Source organism: Pseudomonas protegens, from assembly GCF_003732485.1.
GTDB lineage: Bacteria > Pseudomonadota > Gammaproteobacteria > Pseudomonadales > Pseudomonadaceae > Aquipseudomonas > Aquipseudomonas protegens_B.
In genome coordinates, this window is the sequence record NZ_MOAK01000013.1 from 123,197 (window position 1) to 147,103 (window position 23,907).

The following is a 23,907-nucleotide window of genomic DNA, read 5'->3' on the forward strand; positions in this document are numbered from 1 at the left end:
TCACTCCTTGCCAGGTTGGGCAGGTACTTGGAAAACGTGGCGCAAGTAAGCGACGAAGTTGGGGTCCTTGCAATGGGTCTTGCCCGCTTCATCGGAGATCTTGGCGACGGGCTGGCCATTGCAGGCGGCCATTTTAAGCACGATGCTCATCGGCTCGACACCGGGAATATCGCAGGTCAGGTTGGTGCCGATGCCAAAGCTGACGTTGATCCGCCCCCGCAGCGCCCGGAATATTTCCAGGGCCCGCGGCAGGGTCAGGCTGTCGGAGAACACCAGGGTCTTGCTCATCGGGTCGATGCCCAGCTTGTGGTAGTGGGCGATGGCTTTCTCCGCCCAGAGGATCGGGTCCCCGGAGTCGTGGCGCAGGCCGTCGAACAGCTTGGCGAAGAACAGATCGAAGTCACCGAGGAAGGCGTCGGTGGTGATGCAGTCGGTCAGGGCGATACCCAGCAGTCCGCGGTATTCACGGACCCAGCAGTCGAGGGCGGCGATCTGGCTGTCGATCAGCCGCGGTCCCAGTTGCTGGTGGGCCATGATCCATTCGTGGGCCATGGTGCCCAGGGGCTTCATGTTCAGCTCCCGGGACAGGTGCACGTTGCTGGTGCCGACAAAACGCCCGGGGAAGTCGTGCTTGAGCACGTTCACCACTTCCTCCTGGACCCGGTAGGAAAAGCGTCGGCGGGTGCCGAAATCCGCCACTTGCAGCTCGGACAACTCTTCGCTGCTGGCGTTGGCGCTCAGCCAGTCGAACTTGCGGTACAGCTGCTCCCGGGCCTGCACCAGCTGGATCTCGCGGTAGCGGTAGCGGTTACGCACTTCGCTGATGATGGCCAGCATCGGCACTTCGAACAGAATCACGTGCAGCCAGGGACCGCGCAGACGGATGAACAGCTCGCCGTTCTCGATGCCGGTGTGCACGTAGCGCAGGTTGAAGCGGAACAGCCCGAGAAAGCGCAGGAAGTCCGGCTTGAGAAAGCTGATGCGTTCGAGAAAGCCCAGTTGGTCGGCGCTCAGGCTCAGTTCCGCCAGACGCTCGAACTGATAGCGGATCTCCGCCAGGTACGGCTGCAGATCCTCGCTGTTACGGCAACGAAACTCCCATTCCACTTCCACGTTGGGATAGTTGTGCAGCACCGCCTGCATCATGGTCAGTTTGTAGAAGTCGGTGTCGAGCAGGTTCTGCACGATGCGATCGGCAAACACACTCTCGCTCATAACGGGAATCTCCATGCTGGCCGCAACGGACAGCGGCGGCTTCAGCTCTTTCAATGAATGCGCTAGTGGCGCATAGACGTCCTGCGCTTGACCAGCGTTTTTTGTGGCGGGCCATTCTCCAACTGCAGGAGCCGGCTGGCCAGCGAATGGGTCTTCAGCCTTGTGTAGGGCTCAAGGGCTCCATCGCCGGCAAGCCGGCTCCTACGGGAGGGGGGCGTCGTTGTGTTCCAGCATCCAGCGTACGAAGTCACGGACCTTGGGCACTTCCGCCGAGTGCTCGGGATAGGCCAGGTAATAAGCGTCCTGGCTGGGCATGGCGTATTCCCAGGCGATCACCAGCTTGCCTTCGGCCAGCTCTTCTTCCACCAGAAACCGGGGCAGCAGAGCCACGCCACACCCGACCTGGGCGGCGCGAATGCACATATAGAAGGTCTCGAAGCGCGGGCCATGGTAGCTGTGTTCGGTCTGATAACCCTGCTGGTCGAACCATTCGTGCCAGCCTTGGGGACGCGAGGCATTTTGCAGCAGGACCAGGTCGGTCAGTTGCCTGGGGTCGGTCAAGGGTTCGGCGGGCAGGCTGTCGGGGGCGCACACCGCCACCAGTTCCTCGCTGAACAGCTTCAGGCTCTCGGTGCCGGGACGCGAACCCTGGCCAAAGTAGAACGCCAGGTCGGCGTGGCCCTGAAGCAGTTCGTCCGGTTCCTGCTCGTTGCACAGGTCCAGGTGGATATGCGGATGGCGCAGGCGCCAGCCCTTGAGGCGCGGTACCAGCCAGCGAGCGCCGAAGGTGTAGGGCGTGGACACCCGCAGCACTTCGGTCTCGCCGCCGTAGGAGCGCAGGTAGTGGGTGGACATCTCCACCTGGGTAAGGATCTTGCGCACTTCCACCAGATACAGGTCGCCGGCCGGGGTCAGTTGCAGGCGCCGCCGTACCCGACGGAACAACAGGTGCTGCAGCAGCTCTTCCAGCTGCGCCACCTGCTTGCTGACCGCGCTCTGGGTCAGATTGAGTTCCTCGGCGGCGCGGGTGAAGCTCAGGTGCCGGGTAACGGCCTCGAAGCACTGCAGGGCAGTGATCGACGGCAGGTAGCGTTTGTTGAGCATGGGTGGTCCTTGTTCTTATCGGTGCTGGATGCCGGCTCAGCATGAATAAACGGAATGATATCTCGCTTAAAGGTCGTTTGTTGGCAAGTCTCAGGCCAGCTACAACTACAGGTCTTGATGACCGTCGCAGCGGTCGGTTTTTTTGGCTTTTCATCTGTAAGGAGTGACCCCATGGTTGCCGCATTGCTTGATCGTCTGGGTGTGAACCCGGCCCTGTACCAGTCGGGCACCCAGCCTGTGCATTCGCCGATCGACGGCAGCCGTATCGCCGCAGTGAACTGGCAGGGCGCCGCCGAAGTGGAGCAGCAGGTCAGTCGCGCAGAGCATGCATTCGCCCTGTGGCGCAAAGTCCCGGCCCCCCGTCGTGGCGAGCTGGTGCGGCAATTTGGTGAGGTGCTGCGCGAGTACAAGGCCGACCTGGGAGAGCTGGTGTCCTGGGAAGCCGGTAAGATCACCCAGGAAGGCCTGGGGGAAGTGCAGGAAATGATCGACATCTGCGACTTCGCCGTCGGCCTGTCGCGCCAGCTCTACGGCCTGACCATCGCCTCCGAGCGCCCGGGCCACCACATGCGTGAAACCTGGCATCCCCTGGGGGTTGTCGGGGTGATCAGCGCCTTCAACTTCCCGGTAGCGGTCTGGGCCTGGAACACCACCCTGGCGCTGGTCTGCGGCAACCCGGTGATCTGGAAACCCTCGGAGAAGACCCCGCTCACCGCCCTGGCTTGCCAGACACTGCTGGAGCGCGTGCTGAAGAATTTCCAGGACGCTCCCGAGTACCTGAGCCAGGTGATCATCGGTGGTCGCGACGCTGGCGCCGCCCTGGTGGACGATCCACGAGTGGCCCTGATCAGCGCCACCGGCAGCACCCGCATGGGCCGTGAAGTGGCGCCGAAAGTGGCCGCACGCTTTGCCCGCAGCATTCTCGAACTGGGTGGCAACAACGCCATGATCCTCGGCCCGAGCGCCGACCTGGACATGGCCGTGCGCGCCATCCTGTTCAGCGCTGTCGGCACCGCCGGCCAGCGTTGCACCACCTTGCGCCGCTTGATTGCCCACGAGTCGGTGAAAGAGGAAATCGTCACCCGCCTCAAGGCGGCCTACTCCAAAGTGCGCATCGGCCACCCCCTGCAGGGCAACCTGATCGGCCCGCTGATCGACAAGCACAGCTTCGACGCCATGCAGGATGCACTGGAACAGGCCCTGAGCGAGGGCGGCCGGGTGTTCGGCGGCCAGCGTCAGCTGCAGGAGCAGTTCCCCAATGCCTACTACGTGTCGCCGGCGATTGTCGAAATGCCGGAGCAGAGCGATGTGGTGTGCAGCGAAACCTTCGCCCCGATCCTCTATGTCATTGGCTACAACGACTTCGAAGAAGCCCTGCGCTTGAACAACGCCGTGCCCCAGGGTCTGTCGTCGTGCATCTTCACCACCGATGTGCGTGAAGCCGAGCAGTTCATGTCGGCGGTGGGCAGCGACTGCGGCATTGCCAACGTCAACATTGGCCCGAGTGGCGCGGAGATTGGCGGCGCCTTCGGTGGCGAAAAGGAAACCGGCGGCGGCCGCGAGTCCGGTTCCGATGCCTGGCGCGGCTACATGCGGCGCCAGACCAATACCGTCAACTATTCCCAGGAACTGCCACTGGCCCAGGGCATTACCTTCGATTGACCTGGTATCGCCGGTAGGAGCCAGCTTGCTGGCGAACAGCGGCAAACGCGCTTCTTCGTTTGTGGTGGGTTGATTCGGAGTCTGGCAATGGCGTTACGTGAAGAGTGTCTATGGGAAAAACTGACTCCGCAAAGGCCTGACAACGCGCCGCTCAAGGGTGAGCTGACGGCGGATGTGTGCATCATCGGCGCCGGCTTCACCGGTTTGTCGGCGGCCGTGCATCTGCTGGAGCAAGGCAAGCGGGTCTGTGTCGTCGAGGCTCACCGCGCCGGGCAGGGCGGTTCGGGGCGCAATGTCGGCCTGGTCAACGCCGGCCTGTGGATTCCCCCGGACGAGATCGAGGCCGGTTTCGGCGAGCAGGTGGGCAGCCAGCTCAACCGCATGCTCGGCGCCGCGCCGTCCCTGGTGTTCAGCCTGGTGGACAAGTACCGGATCGATTGCCAGTTGCGCCGCGAAGGCACGTTGCACATGGCCCATAACGCCCGGGGCGAAGCCGACCTGCGCAGCCGTGAAGAACAATGGAAGCGCCGTGGTGCGCCGGTGGAACTGTTGACCGGTGCCGCCTGTGAAACTGCCACCGGCACCCGGAAGATCGCCGCGGCCTTGCTCGATCGGCGCGCCGGCACCCTCAACCCGATGGCCTATACCACCGGGCTGGCCAAGGCCGCGATCAAGCTCGGCGGCCAGTTGTTCGATCATTCCCCCGTCACTCGCCTGGAACGCCAGGGCCAGCGCTGGTCGGTGCAGACCGACCAGGGTTCGGTGCTGGCCGAGCAGGTGGTGATCGCCTCCAACGCCTACACCGAAGGCGACTGGACCGAGCTGCGGCGCAACTTCTTTCCCGGCTACTACTATCAGGTCGCCTCGGCGCCGCTCACCGAAGAGGCCGCTCGGCAGATCCTGCCCGGAGGCCAGGGCTCCTGGGATACCCGCCAGGTGCTGAGCAGCATTCGACGGGATGCCGATGGCCGCTTGTTGCTGGGCAGCCTGGGCAACGGCAACCAGAAACCCCTGTGGTTCCTCAAGGCCTGGGCCGACCGGGTGCAGCAGCATTACTTCCCCTACCTCAAGCCGGTGGAGTGGGAATCTACCTGGACCGGCTGCATTGCCTTTACCCCCGATCACTTGATGCGTCTGTTCGAACCGGCACCCGGCCTGGTGGCTGTCACCGGTTACAACGGCCGTGGCGTGACCACCGGCACCGTGGTCGGCAAGGCCTTCGCCGACTATCTGTGCAACGGCGACCCCCAGGCCCTGCCGATTCCCTTCGCCCCCATGCAACCCCTGGCCGCAGTGGGGCTGCGCAGTTGTCTGTACGAGGCCGGATTCTCCCTCTACCACGCGGGCCAGTGCCTGCGGATCGTCATCTGAACAAGGAAATAAACAGTCGGGGACGACGCTTTTCGATGCAGCGACTAGCCTGTAATGGTGCGGCTCGTAGCAGTCTCGCACCAGCAGTGTGCAGTTCGGTGACGCGGGCTGTTACAGCAGGGTTGCACGTTGAATTGTGTCGCGGTTGCAATGATGGCACGCATGGGTTGCGCCCATTAAAAAGCAGGGTTTCACCTTCCGCGGTTTAGACGGTTGCACGCCCAATAAAAATGGGCTCGAAACAGTCGAAATAACAATAAGACAGCGACTTTTTTCAGAATAAAAAACCACTGGCACGGCGCTTGCTCTGAGCAATTCTAGTGAAGTCGCAGTGCCAACTAAAAAAACCTTGGAGCACCACCTCATGTCCCAGACGTTTTACAAGAAAGGCTTTCTGGCCCTCGCAGTGGCAACTGCGCTGGGTGTTTCTGCGTTTGCTCAAGCCGACCTGAAGATCGGCGTAGCGGGTCCCATGACAGGCGCCAATGCGGCATTTGGCGAGCAGTACATGAAGGGTGCACAGGCAGCGGCTGACGAGATCAACGCCAAGGGCGGGGTCAACGGCGAGAAGATCGTCCTGGTCAAGGGCGACGACGCCTGCGAACCGAAGCAGGCCGTGGCCGTGGCCAACCGCCTGGTGGACCAGGACAAGGTGGCGGGCGTCGTCGGGCACTTCTGCTCCTCGTCGACCATTCCGGCTTCCGAGGTGTACAGCGACGCCGGTGTGATTGCCATCACCCCGGGCTCCACCAACCCCCAGGTCACCGAGCGCGGGCTCTCCGCGATGTTCCGCATGTGCGGGCGTGACGACCAGCAGGGCATCGTCGCCGGCGACTACATCGTTGACGTGCTCAAGGGCAAGAAAGTCGTGGTGCTGCACGACAAGGACACCTACGGCCAGGGCCTGGCGGACGCCACCAAGGCACAGCTGACCAAGCGCGGCGTGACCCCGGTGCTGTACGAGGGCCTGACCCGTGGCGAGAAGGATTTCAGCGCCGTGGTGACCAAGATCCGCGCTGCCGGTGCCGACGTGGTGTACTTCGGCGGCCTGCACCCGGAAGCCGGTCCGCTGGTGCGCCAGCTGCGCGAGCAGGGCCTGAAGGACGTCAAGTTCATGTCCGACGACGGCATCGTTACCGACGAACTGGTGACCACCGCCGGTGGCCCGCAATACGTCGACGGCGTGTACATGACCTTCGGTGCCGACCCACGCCTGCTGCCGGACAGCAAGGCGGTGGTGGATGCCTTCCGCAAGGCCGGCACCGAGCCTGAAGGCTATACCCTGTACGCCTATGCCTCGATCCAGGCCCTGGCGGCCGGCTTCGGTGGCGCCAAGTCCAACAAGGGCGAAGACGCCGCCAAGTGGCTCAAGGCCAACCCGGTGAAAACCGTGATGGGCGAGAAGTCCTGGGACGCCAAGGGCGACCTGAAGATCTCCGACTACGTGGTCTATCAGTGGGACAAGGACGGCAAGTACCACCAGCTGGAAAAACAGAAGTGACATGAGTCCGAACGAACCGGTGCCACCCCCTGGTACCGGTTCGTACTCGTGCAGTACTTGCCTTTTCTCGTAGAGCTGCACAACGGACGTGTTGCGCGGACCGGTGATCCCTGTCCGTCGCTGACGCCCTGTGCCGTCTCTCAAGTCCGTGAGATTGCGTTATGGATGGTATTTTCCTGCAGCAACTGATCAATGGACTGACCCTCGGGTCTGTCTATGGTCTGATCGCCATCGGCTACACAATGGTCTATGGCATCATCGGCATGATCAACTTCGCCCACGGCGAGGTTTACATGATTTCCGCTTACCTCGCGGCAATCAGTCTGGCTCTGCTGGCCTACTTCGGCATTGAATCCTTCCCGCTACTCATTCTCGGCACCCTGATCTTCACCGTGGTGGTGACGGGGATCTATGGCTGGGTCATCGAGCGCGTGGCCTACAAACCCCTGCGCAACTCCACCCGATTGGCACCGCTGATCAGCGCCATCGGTATCTCGTTGATCCTGCAGAACTATGCGCAGATCAGCCAGGGCGCCAAGCAGCAAGGGGTTCCGACCCTGTTGGCCGGAGCCTGGAAAGTCGATATCGGCACCGGCTTCGTGCAGCTCACCTACACCAAGATCTTCATCCTGGTGGCGGCGTTCGCCGGCATGGCACTGCTCACTTACATCATCAAGTACACCAAGCTCGGGCGCATGTGCCGGGCCACCCAGCAAGACCGCAAGATGGCCTCGATCCTCGGGATCAACACTGACCGGGTGATCTCCTACGTGTTCGTCATCGGCGCGGCCATGGCGGCCCTGGCCGGTGTGCTGATCACCATGAACTACGGCACCTTCGACTTCTACGCCGGCTTCGTCATCGGCATCAAGGCGTTCACCGCAGCCGTGCTCGGCGGCATTGGCTCGCTGCCCGGGGCGATGCTCGGCGGGATCATCCTCGGGATCTCCGAGTCGCTGTTCTCCGGCTTGATCAACTCCGACTACAAAGATGTGTTCAGTTTCTCGCTGCTGGTGCTGATCCTGATCTTCCGTCCCCAAGGCCTGCTGGGTCGCCCACTCGTGGCGAAGGTATAAGTATGTCTGCTGCCAATAAACCGATTGATATCAAAAAGAGCGTCATCGACGCCGTACTGGCCGGGCTGATCTCGCTGATCGTGTTCGGCCCCATCGTGGGTGTGGTGCTCGATGGCTACAGCTTCAACCTGGAGCCGACCCGGGTCGCCTGGCTGGTGGCGATCGTCATGGCCGGCCGCCTGGCCCTGAGCCTGTTCCTGCAAACCCCCAAGGGCCTGAAGATTCTCCAGGGCTTCGAAAGCACCGGCTCCGGCGTGCATGTGCTGGCTCCTGACTACAAGTCGCGCCTGCGCTGGATCATTCCGGCGCTGATCGTGATCGCCATCGTGTTCCCATTCTTCGCCAACAAGTACCTGCTGACCGTGGTCATTCTCGGGTTGATCTACGTACTGCTGGGCCTGGGGCTGAACATCGTGGTGGGGCTGGCGGGCCTGCTGGACCTGGGTTACGTGGCGTTCTACGCCATCGGCGCCTACGGCCTGGCCCTGGGCTACCAGTACCTGGGCTTGGGCTTCTGGACCGTGCTGCCCCTGGCGGCGATTGCCGCGGCCCTGGCGGGGTGCATATTGGGCTTCCCGGTGCTGAGGATGCACGGCGACTACCTGGCCATCGTGACCCTGGGCTTTGGTGAGATCATCCGCCTGGTGCTCAACAACTGGCTGTCCTTCACCGGTGGTCCCAACGGCATGCCGGTGCCATCGCCGACTTTCCTGGGCCTGGAGTTCGGCCGCAAGGCCAAGGACGGCGGGGTGCCGTTCCATGAGTTCTTCGGCATGGAGTACAACCCCAACCTGAAATTCCTGTTCATCTACATTGTGCTGTTCCTGGTGGTGCTGCTGGTGCTGTACATCAAGCACCGGCTGACCCGCATGCCCGTGGGCCGGGCCTGGGAAGCCCTGCGTGAAGACGAGATCGCTTGCCGCGCCATGGGCCTGAACCACGTGCTGGTGAAACTCTCGGCCTTCACCATCGGTGCCTCCACCGCCGGCCTGGCCGGGGTGTTCTTTGCCAGCTACCAGGGCTTCGTCAACCCATCGTCCTTCACCTTCTTCGAGTCGGCGCTGATCCTCGCCATCGTGGTGCTGGGGGGGATGGGCTCCACTGTCGGCGTGGTGATCGCCGCGTTCGTGCTGACGGTGGCGCCGGAGCTGTTGCGCAGCTTCTCCGAGTACCGGGTGCTGCTGTTCGGCATCCTCATGGTGTTGATGATGATCTGGCGACCGCGGGGGCTGATCCGTATCAGCCGTACCGGGGTGACGCCACGCAAAGGTGCTCTGACTGAGGGGAACGCGCCATGAGCGAATACATTCTTTCGGTCGAAAACCTGATGATGCACTTCGGTGGCATCAAGGCCCTCAGCGACGTCAGCCTCAAGGTCAAGCGCAACTCGATCTTCGCCCTGATCGGCCCTAACGGCGCCGGCAAGACCACGGTGTTCAACTGCCTGACCGGTTTCTACAAGGCTTCTGGCGGGCGTATCGAGCTCAGTACCCGGGGCCAGCAGACCAACGTCATCAAGCTCTTGGGCGAGCCATTTCGTGCCACCGACTTCGTGTCACCGAAAAGTTTCGCCAGCCGCCTGTACTACAAGATGTTTGGCGGCACCCACCTGGTGAACCGTGCCGGCCTGGCGCGGACCTTCCAGAACATTCGCCTGTTCAAGGAAATGTCCGTGGTGGAGAACCTGCTGGTGGCTCAGCACATGTGGGTCAACCGCAACCTGCTGGCGGGCATCCTCAACACAAAGGGCTACCGCAAGGCGGAAAGCGCCGCCCTGGACCACGCCTTCTACTGGCTGGAAGTGGTGGACCTGGTGGACTGCGCCAACCGCCTGGCCGGCGAGCTGTCCTACGGCCAGCAGCGGCGCCTGGAGATCGCTCGGGCCATGTGCACCCGGCCGCAGATCATCTGCCTCGACGAACCGGCCGCCGGCCTCAACCCTCAGGAAACCGAAGCGCTGAGCGCGATGATCCGGCTGCTGCGCGACGAGCACGATCTGACCGTGGTGCTGATTGAACACGACATGGGCATGGTGATGAGTATTTCCGACCACATCGTGGTGCTCGACCACGGCAACGTGATCGCCGAGGGCGGGCCGGAGGCGATCCGCAATGATCCGAAAGTGATTGCCGCCTACCTGGGTGCCGACGAAGAGGAGCTGGCATGACTCAACCTATCCTCGAACTCAAGGACCTGGACGTGTACTACGGCCCGATCCAGGCCCTGAAGAAAGTCTCGCTGCACATCAACGAAGGGGAAACCGTGAGCCTGATCGGCTCCAACGGCGCCGGCAAGTCGACCCTGCTGATGTCGATCTTCGGCCAGCCCCGGGCCGAGTCCGGACAGATCCTCTATCGCGGCGTGGACATCACCCACAAGTCGTCCCACTACATCGCCTCCAACGGCATCGCCCAGTCCCCGGAAGGGCGCCGGGTGTTCCCCGACATGACCGTGGAAGAGAACCTGCTGATGGGCACCATCCCCATTGGCGACAAGTACGCCAGCGAAGACATGCAACGCATGTTCGAACTCTTTCCACGGCTCAAGGAACGGCGTACCCAGCGGGCCATGACCATGTCTGGCGGTGAACAGCAGATGCTGGCCATCGCCCGGGCGCTGATGAGCCGGCCCAAGCTGCTGTTGCTGGATGAACCCAGCCTGGGGCTGGCGCCGATCGTGGTGAAACAGATCTTCGCCACCCTGCGGGAACTGGCGGCCACCGGCATGACCATCTTCCTGGTGGAGCAGAACGCCAACCACGCGCTGAAGCTCTCGGACCGCGCTTACGTGATGGTCAACGGCGAGATCCGCCTGAGCGGCACCGGCAAGGAACTGCTGGTCAACGAGGAGGTGCGCAACGCTTACCTGGGCGGTCACTGACGGTCCGGTCTGTGGATAAACCATGCCCCGTCGGTTCACGCCGTCGGGGCATTTTTTATCCACAACTCCACCCGCCCTGTAGGAGCTGGCTTGCCAGCGAAACGCCCCTCCCCGATGGCCACTTATTCAGATGCTGTTGTGTGTTCGAGGTTCGCCGGCAAGCCGGCTCCTACGCGCTTGACGCGCGCATGGACAAGGGTGCGTCCGACAATTGTGGAAAACATTATTCGCAAGCTGGCAAAGCGCGGCATAAAGACGCTGCAAACAGTTGTTTTTCCACCGTTTTGACTTGTCCCCGTTTGCTGTGGAGCGGGCTGTGGGTAACGTGGGAGTAGCTGGCTGGAGGCCTTTGATTACGTGGCCTGCAAGCAATTGATTGTTTTTTGATCATGGCTTTTTGGGTAACTCGAAGACGCGCTTGTCAACCTTTTTATTGTCGCAGCCGTACCGGTAAAAGACCCTGGACAAGCCTGTGGATAAGTCTGTGACTAAACTCTGGAAAGACTGCTCTGGGCAGCGTCGTTACTGGCCTCTGGCCTTATGCACTTTGACCGAGCGGTCATCTTTTTCGTCGCCACCTGCATGGACCGCCTCTGCGGGTCAAGCAAAAAACTTCCCATGATTCGCTGCAAGCCCTGTGTACAGCGGCTTTGCGAGATTTGTACTTGCCCCCAAAGACTGTGGACCGGCCTGTGGATAAGGTGCGGGCATATGGCTGTAGGCCTTGCCGGCCATGGCTTTCAGGCATGTGAGCGTTTTTTGTACAGTGACGTGGGATATCCAGCGCTTCTGTTGCCGCCCAGAGCCGGGCCGGGCATGCTGCGAAACGCTTTTTTATCGTAACGGCGGCTCGCCACCCAGCAAGGAGAACACCATGACTTCCACACTGTTCATTACGGGCGCGACTTCCGGTTTTGGCGAAGCCTGCGCCCGGCGTTTTGCCGAGGCCGGCTGGTCGCTGGTGCTCACCGGTCGTCGCGAGGAGCGCCTCAATGCGCTGTGCGCAGAGTTGTCCAAACAGACCGAAGTGCACGGTCTGGTGCTCGATGTGCGGGACCGCAAGGCCATGGAAGCGGCCATCGCCAGCCTGCCGCCATCCTTCAGCAAGCTGCGCGGCCTGATCAACAATGCCGGCCTGGCCCTGGGCGTCGATCCGGCGCCCAAGTGCGACCTGGATGACTGGGACACCATGGTCGACACCAACATCAAGGGCTTGATGTACAGCACCCGTCTGCTGCTGCCGCGGTTGATCGCCCATGGCCGCGGCGCCGGGATCGTCAACCTGGGTTCCATTGCCGGCAACTACCCGTACCCGGGCAGCCACGTCTATGGTGCGAGCAAGGCCTTCGTCAAACAGTTCTCCCTGAACCTGCGTTGCGACCTGCAGGGCACTGGTGTGCGGGTTACCAACATTGAGCCGGGCCTGTGTGAAAGCGAGTTCTCCCTGGTGCGCTTCGCCGGTGATCAGGCGCGCTACGACGCCACATACGCCGGTGCCGAACCGATCCAGCCCCAGGACATTGCCGACACCATCTTCTGGGTCCTCAACACGCCTGCCCACGTCAACATCAACAGCCTGGAGCTGATGCCGGTGAGCCAGACCTGGGCCGGTTTCGCCATTGAGCGCAACGCCAAGTCCTGAAGCTGTCACCTTGGGCGACTACAGTTGGTTGTACTCGGAAACACATAAGCTGATTCGTTTCAGCTGAAGGTCAGCCCTGGCACGGTAGAATTCCGACCCGATATTTCGCTGCCGCCTCACTCGAGGCGGTGTTCTTGAAGTTCGATAGGAGGAATTGTGAGTAACCGAGGTGAGCAGGCTCTGCTCAAACAATCGACTGTACTGATGTTCGCCGTGGCGATCGCCGGTATCGTCACGGGTTTTGTTTCTGGCGCCCAATCCATTTTGTTCGATGGATTTTTTTCCCTGATCGCGACCTTCATCAAGGTCCTGATGCTGATCACTGCCAAGCTGATCGCCAAGCAAAGCAACCAGCGTTTCCAGTTCGGTTTCTGGCACCTGGAACCCATGGTGCTGCTGATCGAAGGCAGCTTCCTGCTACTGATCGCGATCTACGCCTTTCTTAACGGTGTGTTCGGCATCATCAATGGTGGCCGGGAGATCGAGCTGGGGATGGTGATCTTTTACGCCGGGTTCTTTGCGGTAACGGAGTTCGCCTACTTCTTCTATGTGCGCCGGCGTAACCGCAAACTCAAGTCGTCGCTGATCCAGTTCGACAACATCAGCTGGCTGGTAGACGCGATGCTCTCGGTGGGGCTGCTGGTGAGCTTTATCATTGCCTTGCTGCTCAAGCAGTACGGTCATGGCCAGTGGGCGGTGTATGTCGACCCGGCGATCCTGATCCTGCTGGCCCTGAGCATGTTGCCGCCGGCGCTGAAGATCCTGCGTCCGGCCTTGCGTGATGTGCTGGGGATCGCCCCGGACCAGTTGGACGAAAAGGTTCGCAACGTGATGGAGCAGGCCAAGGCCACCCATGGCTTTGACGACTACATCAGCTATGTGCAGAAGCACGGTCGGGCGCGGTTCATCGAGATCCATATCGTCTTGCCGGCGGACTATCCGCTGCAGGATGTGGCGACTCTGGACCGCCTGCGCGAGGAGATTTCCAGCCAGTTGGGAGAGGCCGATGCAGCGCGCTGGCTGACCATCAGCTTTACCGGGGATCGCAAGTGGATCGCTTGATGGGCGGCGCCTGTTTCGCCTGCAAGCAGGCTCCTACAACACCGCGTAGGAGCCTGCTTGCAGGCGAAGGGCTTCAGGCAAAATATTCCGCCAGCCCGCGATAACAGGTCGCCAGGTGATAAGGCGTGGTCGACGGCATATCCCGCCGGCTGACCACGCCGCTGGCATCCAGGCATTCATTCCAGCCCCCGGCATGCAGAAAATGCGCTTGCAGTGCCTTTAGCTGTCGCAGCAAGGGGGCCTGGCTGTCCGCACGCAAAGTCAGGGCGCGCAGGTACTCGGCCTGGGCCCAGATACGCCGGGTGGCGTCCTTGATGGGGGCGCCCGGTTGCAGCTCGAGCATGGCGTACACGGCGCCGCTCTGCGGGTCGACGCCAAGCTGCTCGGTAAAGGCAAAGGCGCGGCTCAATGAGGCGTGCAGCGGGTTGTTGCGCAGCAAGGGCGAAGAGTCGAGCAGGAAGAACCACTCGAACTGATGCCCTGGCTCGAACCAGTTATCCACAGCCCCCAGGGGCTTTTCCAGCATCACCCCGTGCTGCGGGTCGATGAACTGCTGCTGCATGGCCTGGCACAGCTGCAGCAGTGCGGCTTGTACCGCGGCGTCTTTGCGTACTGCCAGGATCGCGAGAAAGGCTTCGGCCAGATGCATCAGCGGATTCTGCAGGGGACCCGAACCCAGTACGGACCAGTCCTCGGCGAGGCTGGCTTCGTAGAGGCCGTTACCCCGGGCGAAGCGCTGGGCCACCACTTCCAGGGCGGCGTTGAGCACCGACTCCACCAGCGGCTCGCGGACCTTGGCCCAGTAGTGAGCACAGGCGAAGAGGATAAAGGCGTGGGTATAGAGATCCTTGCGGCGATCCAGCGGCGCGCCTTCAGGGTCGATGCTGTAGAACCAGCCACCGTGCTCGGCGTCGTGGAAGTGCCGCTGCAGCGAGCGAAACAGCGCGGCGGCACGCTCCTCGGCAAAGGGGGCGGCGGCATCACCGATCAATTGGGAGAACAGATACAGCTGCCGGGCACAGGCCATGGCTCGATAGCGCTGCGGGGGCAACGGCTGTTGTTCGGCATCCAGCGCTTCATAGGGCAGCGCCAACTGCGGATTCCAGCCCGGGCCTTGCCACAGCGGCACTATCACCTTGTGGAAATGCTGCTGCATGGCGTTGAACAGAGCGCTCGATTCAGGCGAGGTGGCGGAGCGGGATACATCGGGCATTGGCTGGCGTCGTCACGGCAGTTTTGAATGCGCGACATGTTACCAGAGAAGCCCCCACGAAGCGGCTTACCCGTCGAGCAGGACGTACTGATAGGAGCTGGCTGCCAGCAAAGACGGCTGAAAGATCACCTCCGTCTTGTAGGAGCTGGCTTGCCAGCGAGCGAGGCCCGCAAGACCGCCTTCGCCGGCAAGCCGGCTCCTACAGAAGAGGGCAGGGATCAGCCTGCCAGCAACCACACGCCCGTAGCGGCCGAGGCCGCGCCGGCCACGCGCACCAGCGGCGCCGCCGCCTGAGGCAGTACCCGCACCACGGCATAACCGGCGGCATGCAGGGCCGCAGTGGCCGCCACAAAACCGGCGGCATAGGCCCAGGGGCTGGACATGTCCGGCAGTTCCAGGCCGTGGGCCACGCCATGGAACAGGGCAAACAGAGCGGTGGCGGCTATTGCCAGGCTCAGCGGCGGACGCACCGCCAGGGCCACGGCCAGGCCCAGGGCCAGTACCGAAGCGGCAATCCCGCTTTCCAGGGCCGGCAGGTTCAGCCCTTCGAAGCCCAGCAGGCCGCCGATCAGCATGGTGCCGACAAAGGTGCAGGGCAGCGCCCAGCGCGCCGCACCTTGTTGCTGGGCGGCCCACAGGCCGACAGCGACCATGGCCAGCAAGTGGTCGAGGCCGCCGATGGGGTGGCTGATACCGGCCATCAGGCCATTGTCGCCGTGGCCCGGGTGAGCGAAGGCCAGGGCCGGGGTCAGCAGCAGCGCCAGGGCGCCGAAGAGAGATTTCAGGGTCATGAGTGGCTTCCTTGTTGAGCTTTTTTCAGGTTCGGTTTCAGGCAGCGGTCAGCAGCCCCTGACGTTCGATGAAGGCGATGATTTCTTCCAGGCCCTGGCCGGTCTTCTGGTTGCTGAAGACGAACGGCTTGCCGCCGCGCATGCGCTGGGTGTCGCTGTTCATCATCTCCAGGGAGGCGCCCACCAGCGGCGCCAGGTCGATCTTGTTGATCACCAGCAGGTCGGATTTGCAGATGCCCGGGCCCCCCTTGCGCGGCAGTTTGTCGCCAGCGGAAACGTCGATCACATAGATCGTCAGGTCCGACAGTTCCGGGCTGAAGGTGGCTGAAAGGTTATCGCCGCCGGACTCCACCAGGATCAGATCGAGCCCCGGGAAGCGCCGGTTCAACTGGTCCACCGCTTCCAGGTTGATCGAAGCGTCTTCGCGGATCGCCGTGTGCGGGCAGCCGCCGGTTTCCACGCCAATGATCCGTTCCGGCGCCAGGGCTTCATTGCGTACCAGGAAGTCGGCGTCTTCGCGGGTGTAGATGTCGTTGGTCACCACGGCCAGGTTGTAGCGTTCGCGCAGAGCCAGACACAGGGCCAGGGTCAGGGCGGTTTTTCCGGAGCCCACCGGGCCGCCGATGCCGACGCGCAGAGGTTGTGCGTTCATGAGTTTCTCCTAGGAACGGAACAGGCGGCTGTACTGGCGCTCGTGGGCCATGCTCGCCAGGGACAGGCCGAAAGCGGCGCTGCCAAGGTGGTTGGGGTCAAGGTGGGTGGCGTGGCGCTGGGCTTCTTGCAGCAGCGGCAGCAGCTCGCTGGTCAGGCGCTGGGCCGCCTGCTGGCCCAGGGGCAGGGTTTTCATCAGCACTGCCAGCTGGTTCTCCAGCCAGCTCCAGAGCCAGGCGGCCAGGGCGTCTTCGGGGTTGATGTGCCAGGCGCGGGCGGCCAGGGCCCAGCCCAGGGCCAGGTGCGGTTCGTCCTGGTGCGCCAGCAGTTCCCGGGCGCCGCTGTCCAGCTCCGGCAGGCCTTCGAGCAATTGCTTGAGGGAATAGCCCATCTGCCGGCTTTCCTGGTACAGCTCGCGGGTTTCACGGCTGGCCCGATGTTCTTCGCAGAGTTGCTGCAGCCTGGTCCAGTCCTGATCCGCGGCGGCCTGACAGTGGGCGAGCAGCAGTGGAGCCTCGAAGCGCGCCAGGTTGAGCAGCAACTGATCGCTGATCCAGCGTCTGGCACTGTCCGGGTCACTCACCCGTTGTTGTTCCACTGCCATCTCCAGCCCCTGTGAATAGCTGTAGCCACCGATCGGCAGCTGCGGGCTGGCCAGGCGCAGCAGGGCCCAGGCTGGGTTCATTGACGGACGCCGAACTGATGCAGGCGTGGCGGGTAGTTGAAGTCTTCATCGCCGTGGCGGGAATGATGGTGGCCGCCACCGTAGGCGCCGTGTTCGGGCTGGAACGGCGCCTCGATGGTTTCAGTGCTGGCGCCCAGTTGTTCGAGCATGGCCTTGAGCACGTAGTCATCGAGCAGACGCAGCCAGCCATCACCCACTTGCAGGGCGACGTGGCGGTTGCCCAGGTGATAGGCGGCGCGGGTCAGTTCGAAGGCATTGCGGCAGGTGACATGGAGCAGGGTTTCCGGGCGGGCGCAGACCTTGACGATGCGTCCGTCCTCGGCCACCAGGAACTCGCCGTCGTGCAAGGGGGGCTGGCCGCGCTCCAGAAACAGGCCGACGTCTTCGCCTGTGGCACTGAAACAGCGCAGACGGCTTTTGCTGCGAGCCTCATAGGTGAGGTGCAGTTCGGCGGACCAGGTGGCTTGGGGTTCGGTTCTGCGGTGGATCACCAGCATCGGAAAGCTTCCAGCTATGAGCGATGCACAAGCCAGAGCAAGGGCCTTGCCAATCGCCCGAAGGAGAGGAAAAACCCTTTGTCGACACCGGAACTGCGCCTGAAAAAGGGGCAAAACCTTGTATTATCTTGTTACAAAATGGCACGCTGAGCTGATTTATAGCACTGAGTTGGTGCGCTGGAAATATTTTTGCTGCAATCCGGTGCCGGGCCGACGAGCAGGCGCAAACGCACCGCCCAGAGCGGGGCACGCCGATTGATAGGGGGAGAGGGGCAGGCCGTGTTACTCGGTGCTGCCCAGGCCTTGCCAGTGCTTGAGGCCAATGAAGATGAAGCGCAACTGCTGGGTGATCTTCGCCTGCGGCGTCAGGTGTTCAGGCAGGGCCTGGGCCGGGGGATCGATGATGTCCGGCAGGGTGGCGAACACGCTCTTGACGATCAGGTCGGCCATGACGCCGAGGTCGGCGGCATTCAGATGCTGCAACTTGGGCATCAGGGTCAGGTCGGCAGCCAGGTCCGAACTGATATTCTCGCGCAGGGTGGCGATGGCCTGGCGCACCGGCAGCGAGCCGCCGTATTGCTCACGGGCGAGAAACAGGAACTGCGCGCGCTTGGCTTCCACGACATCGAGGAAAATGCGCACCGAGGCGTCGATGATGCCGCCCATGACGAATTCGTTGTGGCGTACCAGGCGGATGGTTTCGCGGAAGGTCTGGCCGACCTCGCTGACCAGTTCCAGTCCCAGTTGGTCCATGTCGCTGAAGTGCCGGTAGAAACCGGTGGGGACAATGCCGGCGGCTTTGGCCACTTCCCGCAGGCTCAGGCTGCCGAAACCACGACCACACTCCATCAGATGCCGGGCAGCATCCATCAGGGCATTGCGGGTCTGTTGCTTCTGTTCGGCGCGGGGCAGCATCGGCGGGGTGTTCTTTGCTCAATGGGAGCGGCGCACTCTAGCAAATCAACTTTGCCGGAGTCGAACTGGAGTCAGGCGAAGGCGTGAGGTGCAGTGGGGAAAATGCAGCGGCTATAAAAGTCAAAGCCCGATCCGGGGATCGGGCTTTTTTCCAGGGCCAGCATGGCCTCAGCTCGCAGCTTGATGACGTTCAGCCAGGCGATCGGCACCGCCTTCGGCAACGGTCTGACCTTGAGGTGTGCGGCTGTAGCCGTCTTCAACCAGACCTTTCTCTTCCAGGCGATCACGGCCGCCTTCAGCTACGTTCTGGCCTTGTGGGGTGCGGTCGTAGCCGTCTTCGGCAACGTTCTGACCTTGTGGAGTACGGTCGTAGCCATCTTCGGCGACGTTCTGGCCTTGTGGGGTGCGATCATAGCCGTCTTCGGCAACGCTCTGGCCCTGTGGAGTGCGGTCGTATCCGTCGGCAGCGACTTTGTTGCGTTCGATCAGACGGTCCGAACCGCCTTCAGCCAGGGTCTGGGAGAATACGCTGTGGCTGGCCTTGACCTGCGGAGTGGCCTGTTCGGCGGCGGGCAGGGCGTAAGCGTTGGCGGCCAGGATGGATAAGGTCAGGCTCAGTAAGATGTGGCGTTTCATGATGAGGTGCTCCTTGGGAGGGCGATAAATTGGGTACGGAGCTAATGTTACCGCCGCTAAATCGATATAAAAGTTCATAAACACAATGGTAATAATCAACGGAATTGATTGTTTGGTCGCAAGGCTCTAGCACGGGCATTTGCGCCGATGGCTTTTGCACCGGGGTGGGTATTTTCGACCCATCCATGCTTCACGAAAGGGCGGGAGGAGGTAACACAAAGCTGCCTGAGTGATCAGGAATCCGGGTTTTTTCGCCCGAACGGGCTCCCGGATTAAACCTGCGGGGGCTTTGTCAGTCGTAGTTTTCATGGCCGGTGATTTTCCATCGGCATTTCATCGATGCGTCGCGGTTTGACGCTCAGTTGTCTTCAGGAGCCTCGTGCAATGACGCGCACTCGTAAAATCCTCGCCTGGTCCGTCGCCAGCCTGATCCTGCTACTGGCCGTGCTGGTGCTGGTGATCGCGTTCTTCGACTGGAACCGCATCAAGCCGACCCTCAACGCCAAGGTGTCCGAGGAGTTGCATCGGCCCTTCGCGATCAATGGCGACTTGTCCGTGGCCTGGCAGCGCGAGCCCGACGAGGGTGGCTGGCGGGCCTGGGTGCCCTGGCCTCACGTAGTGGCCCAGGACCTGACCCTGGGCAACCCGGACTGGTCCAAGGCGCCGCAGATGGTCAGCCTCAAGCGGGTCGAATTGCGTATCTCGCCCCTGGCCCTGCTGGCCCAGCGGGTGAGCATCCCGCGTATCGATCTCACCGAGCCCGATGCCGCGCTGCAGCGTCTGGCGGACGGTCGCGCCAACTGGACCTTCAAGTTCGACCCCAAGGACCCCGAGGCCGAGCCCTCCAACTGGACGGTGGACATCGGTGCCATCGGTTTCGACAAGGGCCACGTGACCCTCGACGACCAGACCCTGAAGACCCGGCTGGACCTGCAGGTGGAACTGCTCGGCAAGCCGATTCCGTTCAGCGACATCGTCGGTGAAAGCGAAGCGAAGAAGGTCGCCGAGAAAGGCGCTGAAGCCCAGGCCTATGCCTTCGCCCTCAAGGTCAAGGGCCAGTACCACGGGCAGAAGCTCGCCGGCACCGGCAAGATCGGCGGCCTGCTGGCCTTGCAGGACGGGCGCAAGCCGTTTCCACTGCAGGCCCAGGCGCAGATCGGCGACACCAAGGTGGAGCTGCGGGGCAGCCTCACCGACCCACTGAATCTGGGCGCCCTGGACCTGCGCCTGAAATTGGCCGGCACCAGCCTGGGCAATCTCTATCCGCTGACCGGGGTGACCCTGCCGGACTCGCCGCCCTATGCCACCGACGGTCATCTGACCGCCAAGCTCCACGACCCGGCAGGCGCGACCTTCACCTACCAGGACTTCAACGGCAAGATCGGCGACAGCGATATCCACGGCAACCTGACCTACGTGGCCAGCCAGCCGCGACCCAAGCTCAGCGGCGCCTTGGTCTCCAACCAGTTGCTGATGAGCGACCTGGCGCCGCTCATTGGTGCCGACTCCAACGCCAAGCAAAAGGCCCGGGGCGGCGAGAGCAGGCAGCCGGCGGACAAGGTACTGCCGGTGGAGGAGTTCCGCACCGAGCGCTGGCGTGACATGGACGCCGATGTGGAGTTCACCGGCAAGCGCATTGTCCACAGCGCTGAGTTGCCGTTCACCGATCTCTACACGCACCTGGTGCTCAACGACGGCCAGCTCAGCCTGGAACCCCTGCGCTTCGGCGTAGCCGGGGGCAAGCTGGACGCCCAGGTGCGCCTCAATGGTCATACCACGCCTCTGGAAGGCCGGGCCAGGCTGACGGCGCGCAACTTCAAGCTCAAGCAGCTGTTTCCCACCTTCGAACCGATGAAGACCAGCTTCGGCGAACTCAACGGCGATGCCGATATCGCCGGGCGCGGCAACTCGGTGGCAGCCTTGCTGGGCAGCGCCAACGGCGACCTGAAGATGTTGATCAACGATGGCGCCATCAGCCGCAGCCTGATGGAAATCGCCGGGCTCAACGTCGGCAACTATGTGGTCGGCAAGATGTTTGGCGACAAGGAAGTGAAGATCAATTGCGCCGCCGCCGACTTTGGCATCAAGAGCGGTCTGGCTACGTCAAGGCTGTTTGTCTTCGATACCGAGAACGCCATCATCTACATCGATGGCACCGCCAATATGGCCTCCGAGCAACTGGATCTGACCATCACGCCGGAGTCCAAGGGCTTGCGTCTGTTTTCCCTGCGTTCACCGCTTTATGTGCAGGGCAAGTTCATCAAGCCCAGTGCCGGGGTCAAGGCGGTGCCGCTGGTGCTGCGCGGTGCCGGGATGGTGGCGCTGGGGCTGATCGCCGGGCCGGCGGCAGGCTTGCTGGCGCTGGTGGCGCCCAGCGGTGACGAGCCCAATCAGTGCGCGCCGCTGCTGCAGCAGATGCGCTCGGGCAAGGCGCCGGTGACGGTCAAGCCGAGCAAGTAAGAGGGGGCAGGGGCTTCGCGGGCGAGCCCGCTCCTGCGGTAGGCAGGGGCGGGCTTGGAGGAGGGGATTACAGGTCGTTGAGGATGTCCGCCATGTCGTCGGCGTGTTCCTCTTCCTGGGCCAGGATCTCTTCGAACAGACGGCGAGTGGTGGGGTCCTTGTCGCCGATGTACTGGATGATCTCGCGGTAGCTGTCGATGGCGATTCGCTCGGCTACCAGGTCCTCGTAGACCATTTCCCTCAGGGTGTTGCCGGCCACGTACTGGGCGTGGGAGTGCTTGGACAGCAGGTCCGGGTTGAACTCCGGTTCGCCGCCGAGCTGGACGATCCGCTCCGCCAGTTTGTCGGCGTGTTCGGCTTCCTGGGTCGCGTGTTCGAGGAACTCGTCGGCCGCCACGCTGGCCTTGAGGCCGTTGGCCATGAAGTAGTGGCGCTTGTAGCGCAAGACACACACCAGCTCGGTGGCCAGTGATTCGTTGAGCAGCCGCAGCACTTCCTCGCGATCGGCGTTGTAGCCCTCGGTCACGGCACCGTTCTCCACGTGTTGGCGGGCCCGTTCGCGCAGGGTGTTCACATCAGATAAATGCTTGTCGCTCATGTCGATCTCCTGGAGGCTAATCCGTTTTGCGTCAGGCTCTGCCGACCTGATCACTACCTGAGTTGTGAGTCCCGGGCGCAGCAAAAAGTTTTATCGGATGTGCCCGGTGGTCTGCGCCGGGGTCAACTGCGGACCAGGGGCGGATGCCCGGCCAGCAGCGCCTCCTGTTGCAGCCATTTAAGAAAGGCCCGCACCGGAGGGTGCCGCTCCCGTCCCGGCACGCACAGGGCGCTGTAGCCGGCACCGTCCACCTGGACCTCCGGCCGGTAGGCCTGCAGCAGGCCGTTGGCCACGCTCTGGGACACCAGGATGTTGCTCGCCAGCACCAGGCCCTGACCGGCGATGGCGGCTTGCAGGGCGTACTGCTCCTCGTCGTAGGAACGGATTTGCGGCTGAGCGTCGAGCCAGTTTTCCCCGGCCTGGGTACACCAGGCCTGCCAGCCATCGGCATACAGCCTGGAATTGCGCCAATGCACGCTGATCAGGGACGGCGGCTGCTGCCGGGCCAGGGCCACCTGCTGCGGCGCGCCATAGACCGCAAAGCGCTCGTCGAACAGGCACAGGCCATGGAGATTCAGGTAGCCGTCCTGGCTGTAGCGGATCGCGACGTCGATGCTGGCGTCCTGTTGCAGGTCCACCACCTCGCACTGAGTGTCCAGGCGCAGGTTGATGCCAGGGTGCCGGGCGTAGAAGCGCCCCAGGCGCGGCACCAGCCACAGGGCGGCGAAGGCTGCGGTGGTGGAAACGGTCAACTGCGCCGCGCTGGGACTGGGTCGCAGGGTGTCGACGCTCTGGGCCACATCCAGCAGGGCGCCATGCAGGCTGTGGAACAGTCGGCGGCCGGACTCTGTCAGGCGCACCTGACGGGGTAGGCGTTCGAACAGTCGCACCCCCAGCCAGTGTTCCAGGCTGCGGATCTGGTGGGACACCGCGGTGGGGGTCACCGACAGGTCCTCGGCGGCGGCCTTGAAGCTCAGCAGGCGCGCGGCGGACTCGAAGGTACGCAGGGCGGTAAGGGGCAGGTGGGCGAACATGATGGGCTCCATGGATGAGACTAATTCACCCAAGTGAATTTCTGCTCATTTGTTGATGAGGTGCGGTGACTCTAGCTTTAACGTGAAACAGATGCGGCTTCAAGGCCGTTATAGTCAATCCGCACACGAGAAAGCAGATGAATACAGTTCTTGCTATTCACGGCAGCCCACGGGGCGAGCGCTCCCACAGTCGGCGTCTGACTGATGACTTTCTACATGCCTGGCAACAGGCCAATCCCGGGGCAATCCTGACCCGGCGCGAAGTCGGGCGGGGCTCCTTGCCTCATGTCAGCGAAGCCTTTATCGCGGCGGCGTTTTATCCACAACCCGAGGCCCGACCGCTATCGATGCAGGCCGATCTGGCCTTGAGTGACGAGTTGGTCGGCGAGTTGCTCGGCCATCAGCGCCTGGTGATCTCGGCGCCGATGCACAACTTCAACGTGCCCAGCGGGATCAAGGCCTGGGTCGATCACATCGTGCGTTTGGGGCTGACCTTCAACACCCAGCAGGACAACGGCGTGGCCCAGTACCAGCCGTTGGTGCAGGGCAAGAAGGTGTTGATCGTTACCAGCCGTGGTGGCGGTGGTTTTGGCCCCGGGGGCGAGCATGAAGCGATGAATCATGCCGATCCATGGTTGCGCACGGCCCTGGGATTTATCGGGATCGAGGATGTGACAGTGGTCGCGGCGGAGGGCGAGGAGTCGTCCCCCGAGCGTTTCGCGGGGTCCTGTGGCGAAGCCCGGCAGCGCCTGCTGGCCCTGGCGCAGACCTTCTGAGGAGGCCGCACCATGGCCTGGATGTTCCTGCTGCTGGGGGAAAGCCTGACGGCGGCCAAGCTGGTGTCGGTGGGGCTGATCGTGGCGGGTGTGGTCGGGCTGAAGTAGCCGGCGGGGGCAAGGGCTGTCATCGGTTTG

Annotated in this window: 22 protein-coding genes and 1 pseudogene; 12 read left to right on the forward strand and 11 right to left on the reverse strand. The window is 62.7% G+C overall.

The window, feature by feature from the left end; translation table 11 throughout:
* A complete protein-coding gene (gene pncB / locus BLX41_RS01090; protein WP_123723412.1) occupies positions 1-1,215 on the reverse strand; it encodes a nicotinate phosphoribosyltransferase in 1,215 nt (404 codons plus the stop codon).
* A gap of 201 nt (positions 1,216-1,416) precedes the next feature.
* The gene (locus tag BLX41_RS01095) at positions 1,417-2,319 is read right to left on the reverse strand and encodes a LysR family transcriptional regulator (RefSeq protein ID WP_123723413.1); all 903 of its coding nucleotides are present in this window, start codon (positions 2,317-2,319) and stop codon (positions 1,417-1,419) included.
* Between the two features lie 171 nt (positions 2,320-2,490).
* On the opposite strand from BLX41_RS01095, the gene amaB reads away from it, so the two are divergent.
* The 9 genes from amaB to BLX41_RS01145 all read left to right on the forward strand — a co-directional run bounded on the left by amaB (position 2,491) and on the right by BLX41_RS01145 (position 13,513).
* Complete coding sequence (amaB, locus tag BLX41_RS01100) at positions 2,491-3,981, forward strand: L-piperidine-6-carboxylate dehydrogenase (protein ID WP_123723414.1); 1,491 nt, start codon at positions 2,491-2,493, stop codon at positions 3,979-3,981.
* 87 nt (positions 3,982-4,068) lie between these two features.
* The gene (amaA, locus tag BLX41_RS01105) at positions 4,069-5,352 is read left to right on the forward strand and encodes an L-pipecolate oxidase (protein ID WP_123723415.1); all 1,284 of its coding nucleotides are present in this window, start codon (positions 4,069-4,071) and stop codon (positions 5,350-5,352) included.
* A gap of 364 nt (positions 5,353-5,716) precedes the next feature.
* Positions 5,717-6,853 carry a branched-chain amino acid ABC transporter substrate-binding protein gene (locus BLX41_RS01110; protein ID WP_123723416.1) on the forward strand — a complete coding sequence of 379 codons (1,137 nt, stop codon included), beginning with the start codon at positions 5,717-5,719 and terminating at the stop codon, positions 6,851-6,853.
* 161 nt (positions 6,854-7,014) lie between these two features.
* The gene (locus BLX41_RS01115) at positions 7,015-7,929 is read left to right on the forward strand and encodes an ABC transporter permease subunit (RefSeq protein ID WP_011058967.1); all 915 of its coding nucleotides are present in this window, start codon (positions 7,015-7,017) and stop codon (positions 7,927-7,929) included.
* 2 nt (positions 7,930-7,931) lie between these two features.
* Entirely contained in the window at positions 7,932-9,227 is a 1,296-nt protein-coding gene (gene livM, locus BLX41_RS01120) for a high-affinity branched-chain amino acid ABC transporter permease LivM (protein ID WP_123723417.1), read from the forward strand.
* Positions 9,224-10,096, forward strand: coding sequence for an ATP-binding cassette domain-containing protein (locus BLX41_RS01125; RefSeq protein ID WP_123723418.1), 873 nt, complete (start codon positions 9,224-9,226; stop codon positions 10,094-10,096). Before livM ends, BLX41_RS01125 begins: the two co-directional genes overlap by 4 nt.
* Positions 10,093-10,809, forward strand: coding sequence for an ABC transporter ATP-binding protein (locus BLX41_RS01130; RefSeq protein ID WP_123723419.1), 717 nt, complete (start codon positions 10,093-10,095; stop codon positions 10,807-10,809). Before BLX41_RS01125 ends, BLX41_RS01130 begins: the two co-directional genes overlap by 4 nt.
* Before the next feature lie 874 nt (positions 10,810-11,683).
* On the forward strand, positions 11,684-12,451 hold the full coding sequence (locus tag BLX41_RS01140; protein ID WP_123723420.1) for an SDR family oxidoreductase: 768 nt from the start codon (positions 11,684-11,686) through the stop codon (positions 12,449-12,451).
* A gap of 156 nt (positions 12,452-12,607) precedes the next feature.
* Positions 12,608-13,513, forward strand: a complete 906-nt coding sequence (locus BLX41_RS01145; protein ID WP_123723421.1) for a cation diffusion facilitator family transporter — start codon at positions 12,608-12,610, stop codon at positions 13,511-13,513.
* A 73-nt stretch (positions 13,514-13,586) separates the two neighbouring features.
* Here the strand turns inward: BLX41_RS01145 and BLX41_RS01150 are convergent, their stop codons facing one another.
* The 7 genes from BLX41_RS01150 to BLX41_RS01180 form a co-directional block, all read right to left on the reverse strand.
* Complete coding sequence (locus tag BLX41_RS01150) at positions 13,587-14,726, reverse strand: AGE family epimerase/isomerase (RefSeq protein WP_123723422.1); 1,140 nt, start codon at positions 14,724-14,726, stop codon at positions 13,587-13,589.
* A gap of 218 nt (positions 14,727-14,944) precedes the next feature.
* Positions 14,945-15,517 carry a HupE/UreJ family protein gene (locus tag BLX41_RS01155; protein WP_123723423.1) on the reverse strand — a complete coding sequence of 191 codons (573 nt, stop codon included), beginning with the start codon at positions 15,515-15,517 and terminating at the stop codon, positions 14,945-14,947.
* 37 nt (positions 15,518-15,554) lie between these two features.
* Positions 15,555-16,169 (reverse strand): urease accessory protein UreG, encoded by a 615-nt coding sequence (ureG, locus tag BLX41_RS01160; RefSeq protein WP_123723424.1) that lies wholly within the window; start codon positions 16,167-16,169, stop codon positions 15,555-15,557.
* A 9-nt stretch (positions 16,170-16,178) separates the two neighbouring features.
* Positions 16,179-16,853: an urease accessory protein UreF gene (locus BLX41_RS01165; RefSeq protein ID WP_123723425.1), complete on the reverse strand. Its 675-nt coding sequence runs from the start codon at positions 16,851-16,853 to the stop codon at positions 16,179-16,181.
* The gene (gene ureE / locus BLX41_RS01170; protein ID WP_102862939.1) at positions 16,850-17,350 is read right to left on the reverse strand and encodes an urease accessory protein UreE; all 501 of its coding nucleotides are present in this window, start codon (positions 17,348-17,350) and stop codon (positions 16,850-16,852) included. The genes BLX41_RS01165 and ureE overlap by 4 nt, the downstream gene beginning before the upstream one ends.
* A gap of 282 nt (positions 17,351-17,632) precedes the next feature.
* Positions 17,633-18,265: a TetR family transcriptional regulator gene (locus BLX41_RS01175; protein WP_123723426.1), complete on the reverse strand. Its 633-nt coding sequence runs from the start codon at positions 18,263-18,265 to the stop codon at positions 17,633-17,635.
* A gap of 168 nt (positions 18,266-18,433) precedes the next feature.
* Positions 18,434-18,901, reverse strand: a complete 468-nt coding sequence (locus tag BLX41_RS01180; protein WP_123723427.1) for a hypothetical protein — start codon at positions 18,899-18,901, stop codon at positions 18,434-18,436.
* A gap of 384 nt (positions 18,902-19,285) precedes the next feature.
* Between BLX41_RS01180 and BLX41_RS01185 the strand changes: the two genes are divergently transcribed.
* Positions 19,286-21,361 (forward strand): AsmA family protein, encoded by a 2,076-nt coding sequence (locus BLX41_RS01185; protein WP_123723428.1) that lies wholly within the window; start codon positions 19,286-19,288, stop codon positions 21,359-21,361.
* Between the two features lie 67 nt (positions 21,362-21,428).
* Here the strand turns inward: BLX41_RS01185 and BLX41_RS01190 are convergent, their stop codons facing one another.
* Positions 21,429-21,959 (reverse strand): ferritin-like domain-containing protein, encoded by a 531-nt coding sequence (locus tag BLX41_RS01190; RefSeq protein ID WP_123723429.1) that lies wholly within the window; start codon positions 21,957-21,959, stop codon positions 21,429-21,431.
* A 122-nt stretch (positions 21,960-22,081) separates the two neighbouring features.
* Positions 22,082-23,005 (reverse strand): LysR substrate-binding domain-containing protein, encoded by a 924-nt coding sequence (locus BLX41_RS01195; protein WP_185073324.1) that lies wholly within the window; start codon positions 23,003-23,005, stop codon positions 22,082-22,084.
* A 125-nt stretch (positions 23,006-23,130) separates the two neighbouring features.
* Here BLX41_RS01195 and BLX41_RS01200 point away from each other — a divergent pair, with 125 nt between their 5' ends.
* Together BLX41_RS01200 and BLX41_RS01205 are read left to right on the forward strand one after the other, a co-directional pair.
* Entirely contained in the window at positions 23,131-23,769 is a 639-nt protein-coding gene (locus BLX41_RS01200) for an FMN-dependent NADH-azoreductase (protein WP_123723430.1), read from the forward strand.
* Between the two features lie 27 nt (positions 23,770-23,796).
* A pseudogene (locus tag BLX41_RS01205) lies at positions 23,797-23,877 on the forward strand (QacE family quaternary ammonium compound efflux SMR transporter); the annotation flags it as partial.
* Between the last annotated feature and the right edge of the window lie 30 nt (positions 23,878-23,907).

Coding starts and splice junctions, on each gene's coding strand:
- BLX41_RS01195 (WP_185073324.1), bottom strand. CDS start 23,005: ATGGAGCCCATCATGTTCGCCCACCTGCCCCTTACCGCCCTGCGTACC.
- BLX41_RS01200 (WP_123723430.1), top strand. CDS start 23,131: ATGAATACAGTTCTTGCTATTCACGGCAGCCCACGGGGCGAGCGCTCC.
- livM (WP_123723417.1), top strand. CDS start 7,932: ATGTCTGCTGCCAATAAACCGATTGATATCAAAAAGAGCGTCATCGAC.
- BLX41_RS01110 (WP_123723416.1), top strand. CDS start 5,717: ATGTCCCAGACGTTTTACAAGAAAGGCTTTCTGGCCCTCGCAGTGGCA.
- BLX41_RS01150 (WP_123723422.1), bottom strand. CDS start 14,726: ATGCCCGATGTATCCCGCTCCGCCACCTCGCCTGAATCGAGCGCTCTG.
- ureE (WP_102862939.1), bottom strand. CDS start 17,350: ATGCTGGTGATCCACCGCAGAACCGAACCCCAAGCCACCTGGTCCGCC.
- BLX41_RS01125 (WP_123723418.1), top strand. CDS start 9,224: ATGAGCGAATACATTCTTTCGGTCGAAAACCTGATGATGCACTTCGGT.
- BLX41_RS01180 (WP_123723427.1), bottom strand. CDS start 18,901: ATGAAACGCCACATCTTACTGAGCCTGACCTTATCCATCCTGGCCGCC.
- amaA (WP_123723415.1), top strand. CDS start 4,069: ATGGCGTTACGTGAAGAGTGTCTATGGGAAAAACTGACTCCGCAAAGG.
- BLX41_RS01175 (WP_123723426.1), bottom strand. CDS start 18,265: ATGCTGCCCCGCGCCGAACAGAAGCAACAGACCCGCAATGCCCTGATG.
- BLX41_RS01165 (WP_123723425.1), bottom strand. CDS start 16,853: ATGAACCCAGCCTGGGCCCTGCTGCGCCTGGCCAGCCCGCAGCTGCCG.
- BLX41_RS01155 (WP_123723423.1), bottom strand. CDS start 15,517: ATGACCCTGAAATCTCTCTTCGGCGCCCTGGCGCTGCTGCTGACCCCG.
- BLX41_RS01190 (WP_123723429.1), bottom strand. CDS start 21,959: ATGAGCGACAAGCATTTATCTGATGTGAACACCCTGCGCGAACGGGCC.
- BLX41_RS01115 (WP_011058967.1), top strand. CDS start 7,015: ATGGATGGTATTTTCCTGCAGCAACTGATCAATGGACTGACCCTCGGG.
- amaB (WP_123723414.1), top strand. CDS start 2,491: ATGGTTGCCGCATTGCTTGATCGTCTGGGTGTGAACCCGGCCCTGTAC.
- pncB (WP_123723412.1), bottom strand. CDS start 1,215: ATGAGCGAGAGTGTGTTTGCCGATCGCATCGTGCAGAACCTGCTCGAC.
- ureG (WP_123723424.1), bottom strand. CDS start 16,169: ATGAACGCACAACCTCTGCGCGTCGGCATCGGCGGCCCGGTGGGCTCC.
- BLX41_RS01185 (WP_123723428.1), top strand. CDS start 19,286: ATGACGCGCACTCGTAAAATCCTCGCCTGGTCCGTCGCCAGCCTGATC.
- BLX41_RS01130 (WP_123723419.1), top strand. CDS start 10,093: ATGACTCAACCTATCCTCGAACTCAAGGACCTGGACGTGTACTACGGC.
- BLX41_RS01095 (WP_123723413.1), bottom strand. CDS start 2,319: ATGCTCAACAAACGCTACCTGCCGTCGATCACTGCCCTGCAGTGCTTC.
- BLX41_RS01140 (WP_123723420.1), top strand. CDS start 11,684: ATGACTTCCACACTGTTCATTACGGGCGCGACTTCCGGTTTTGGCGAA.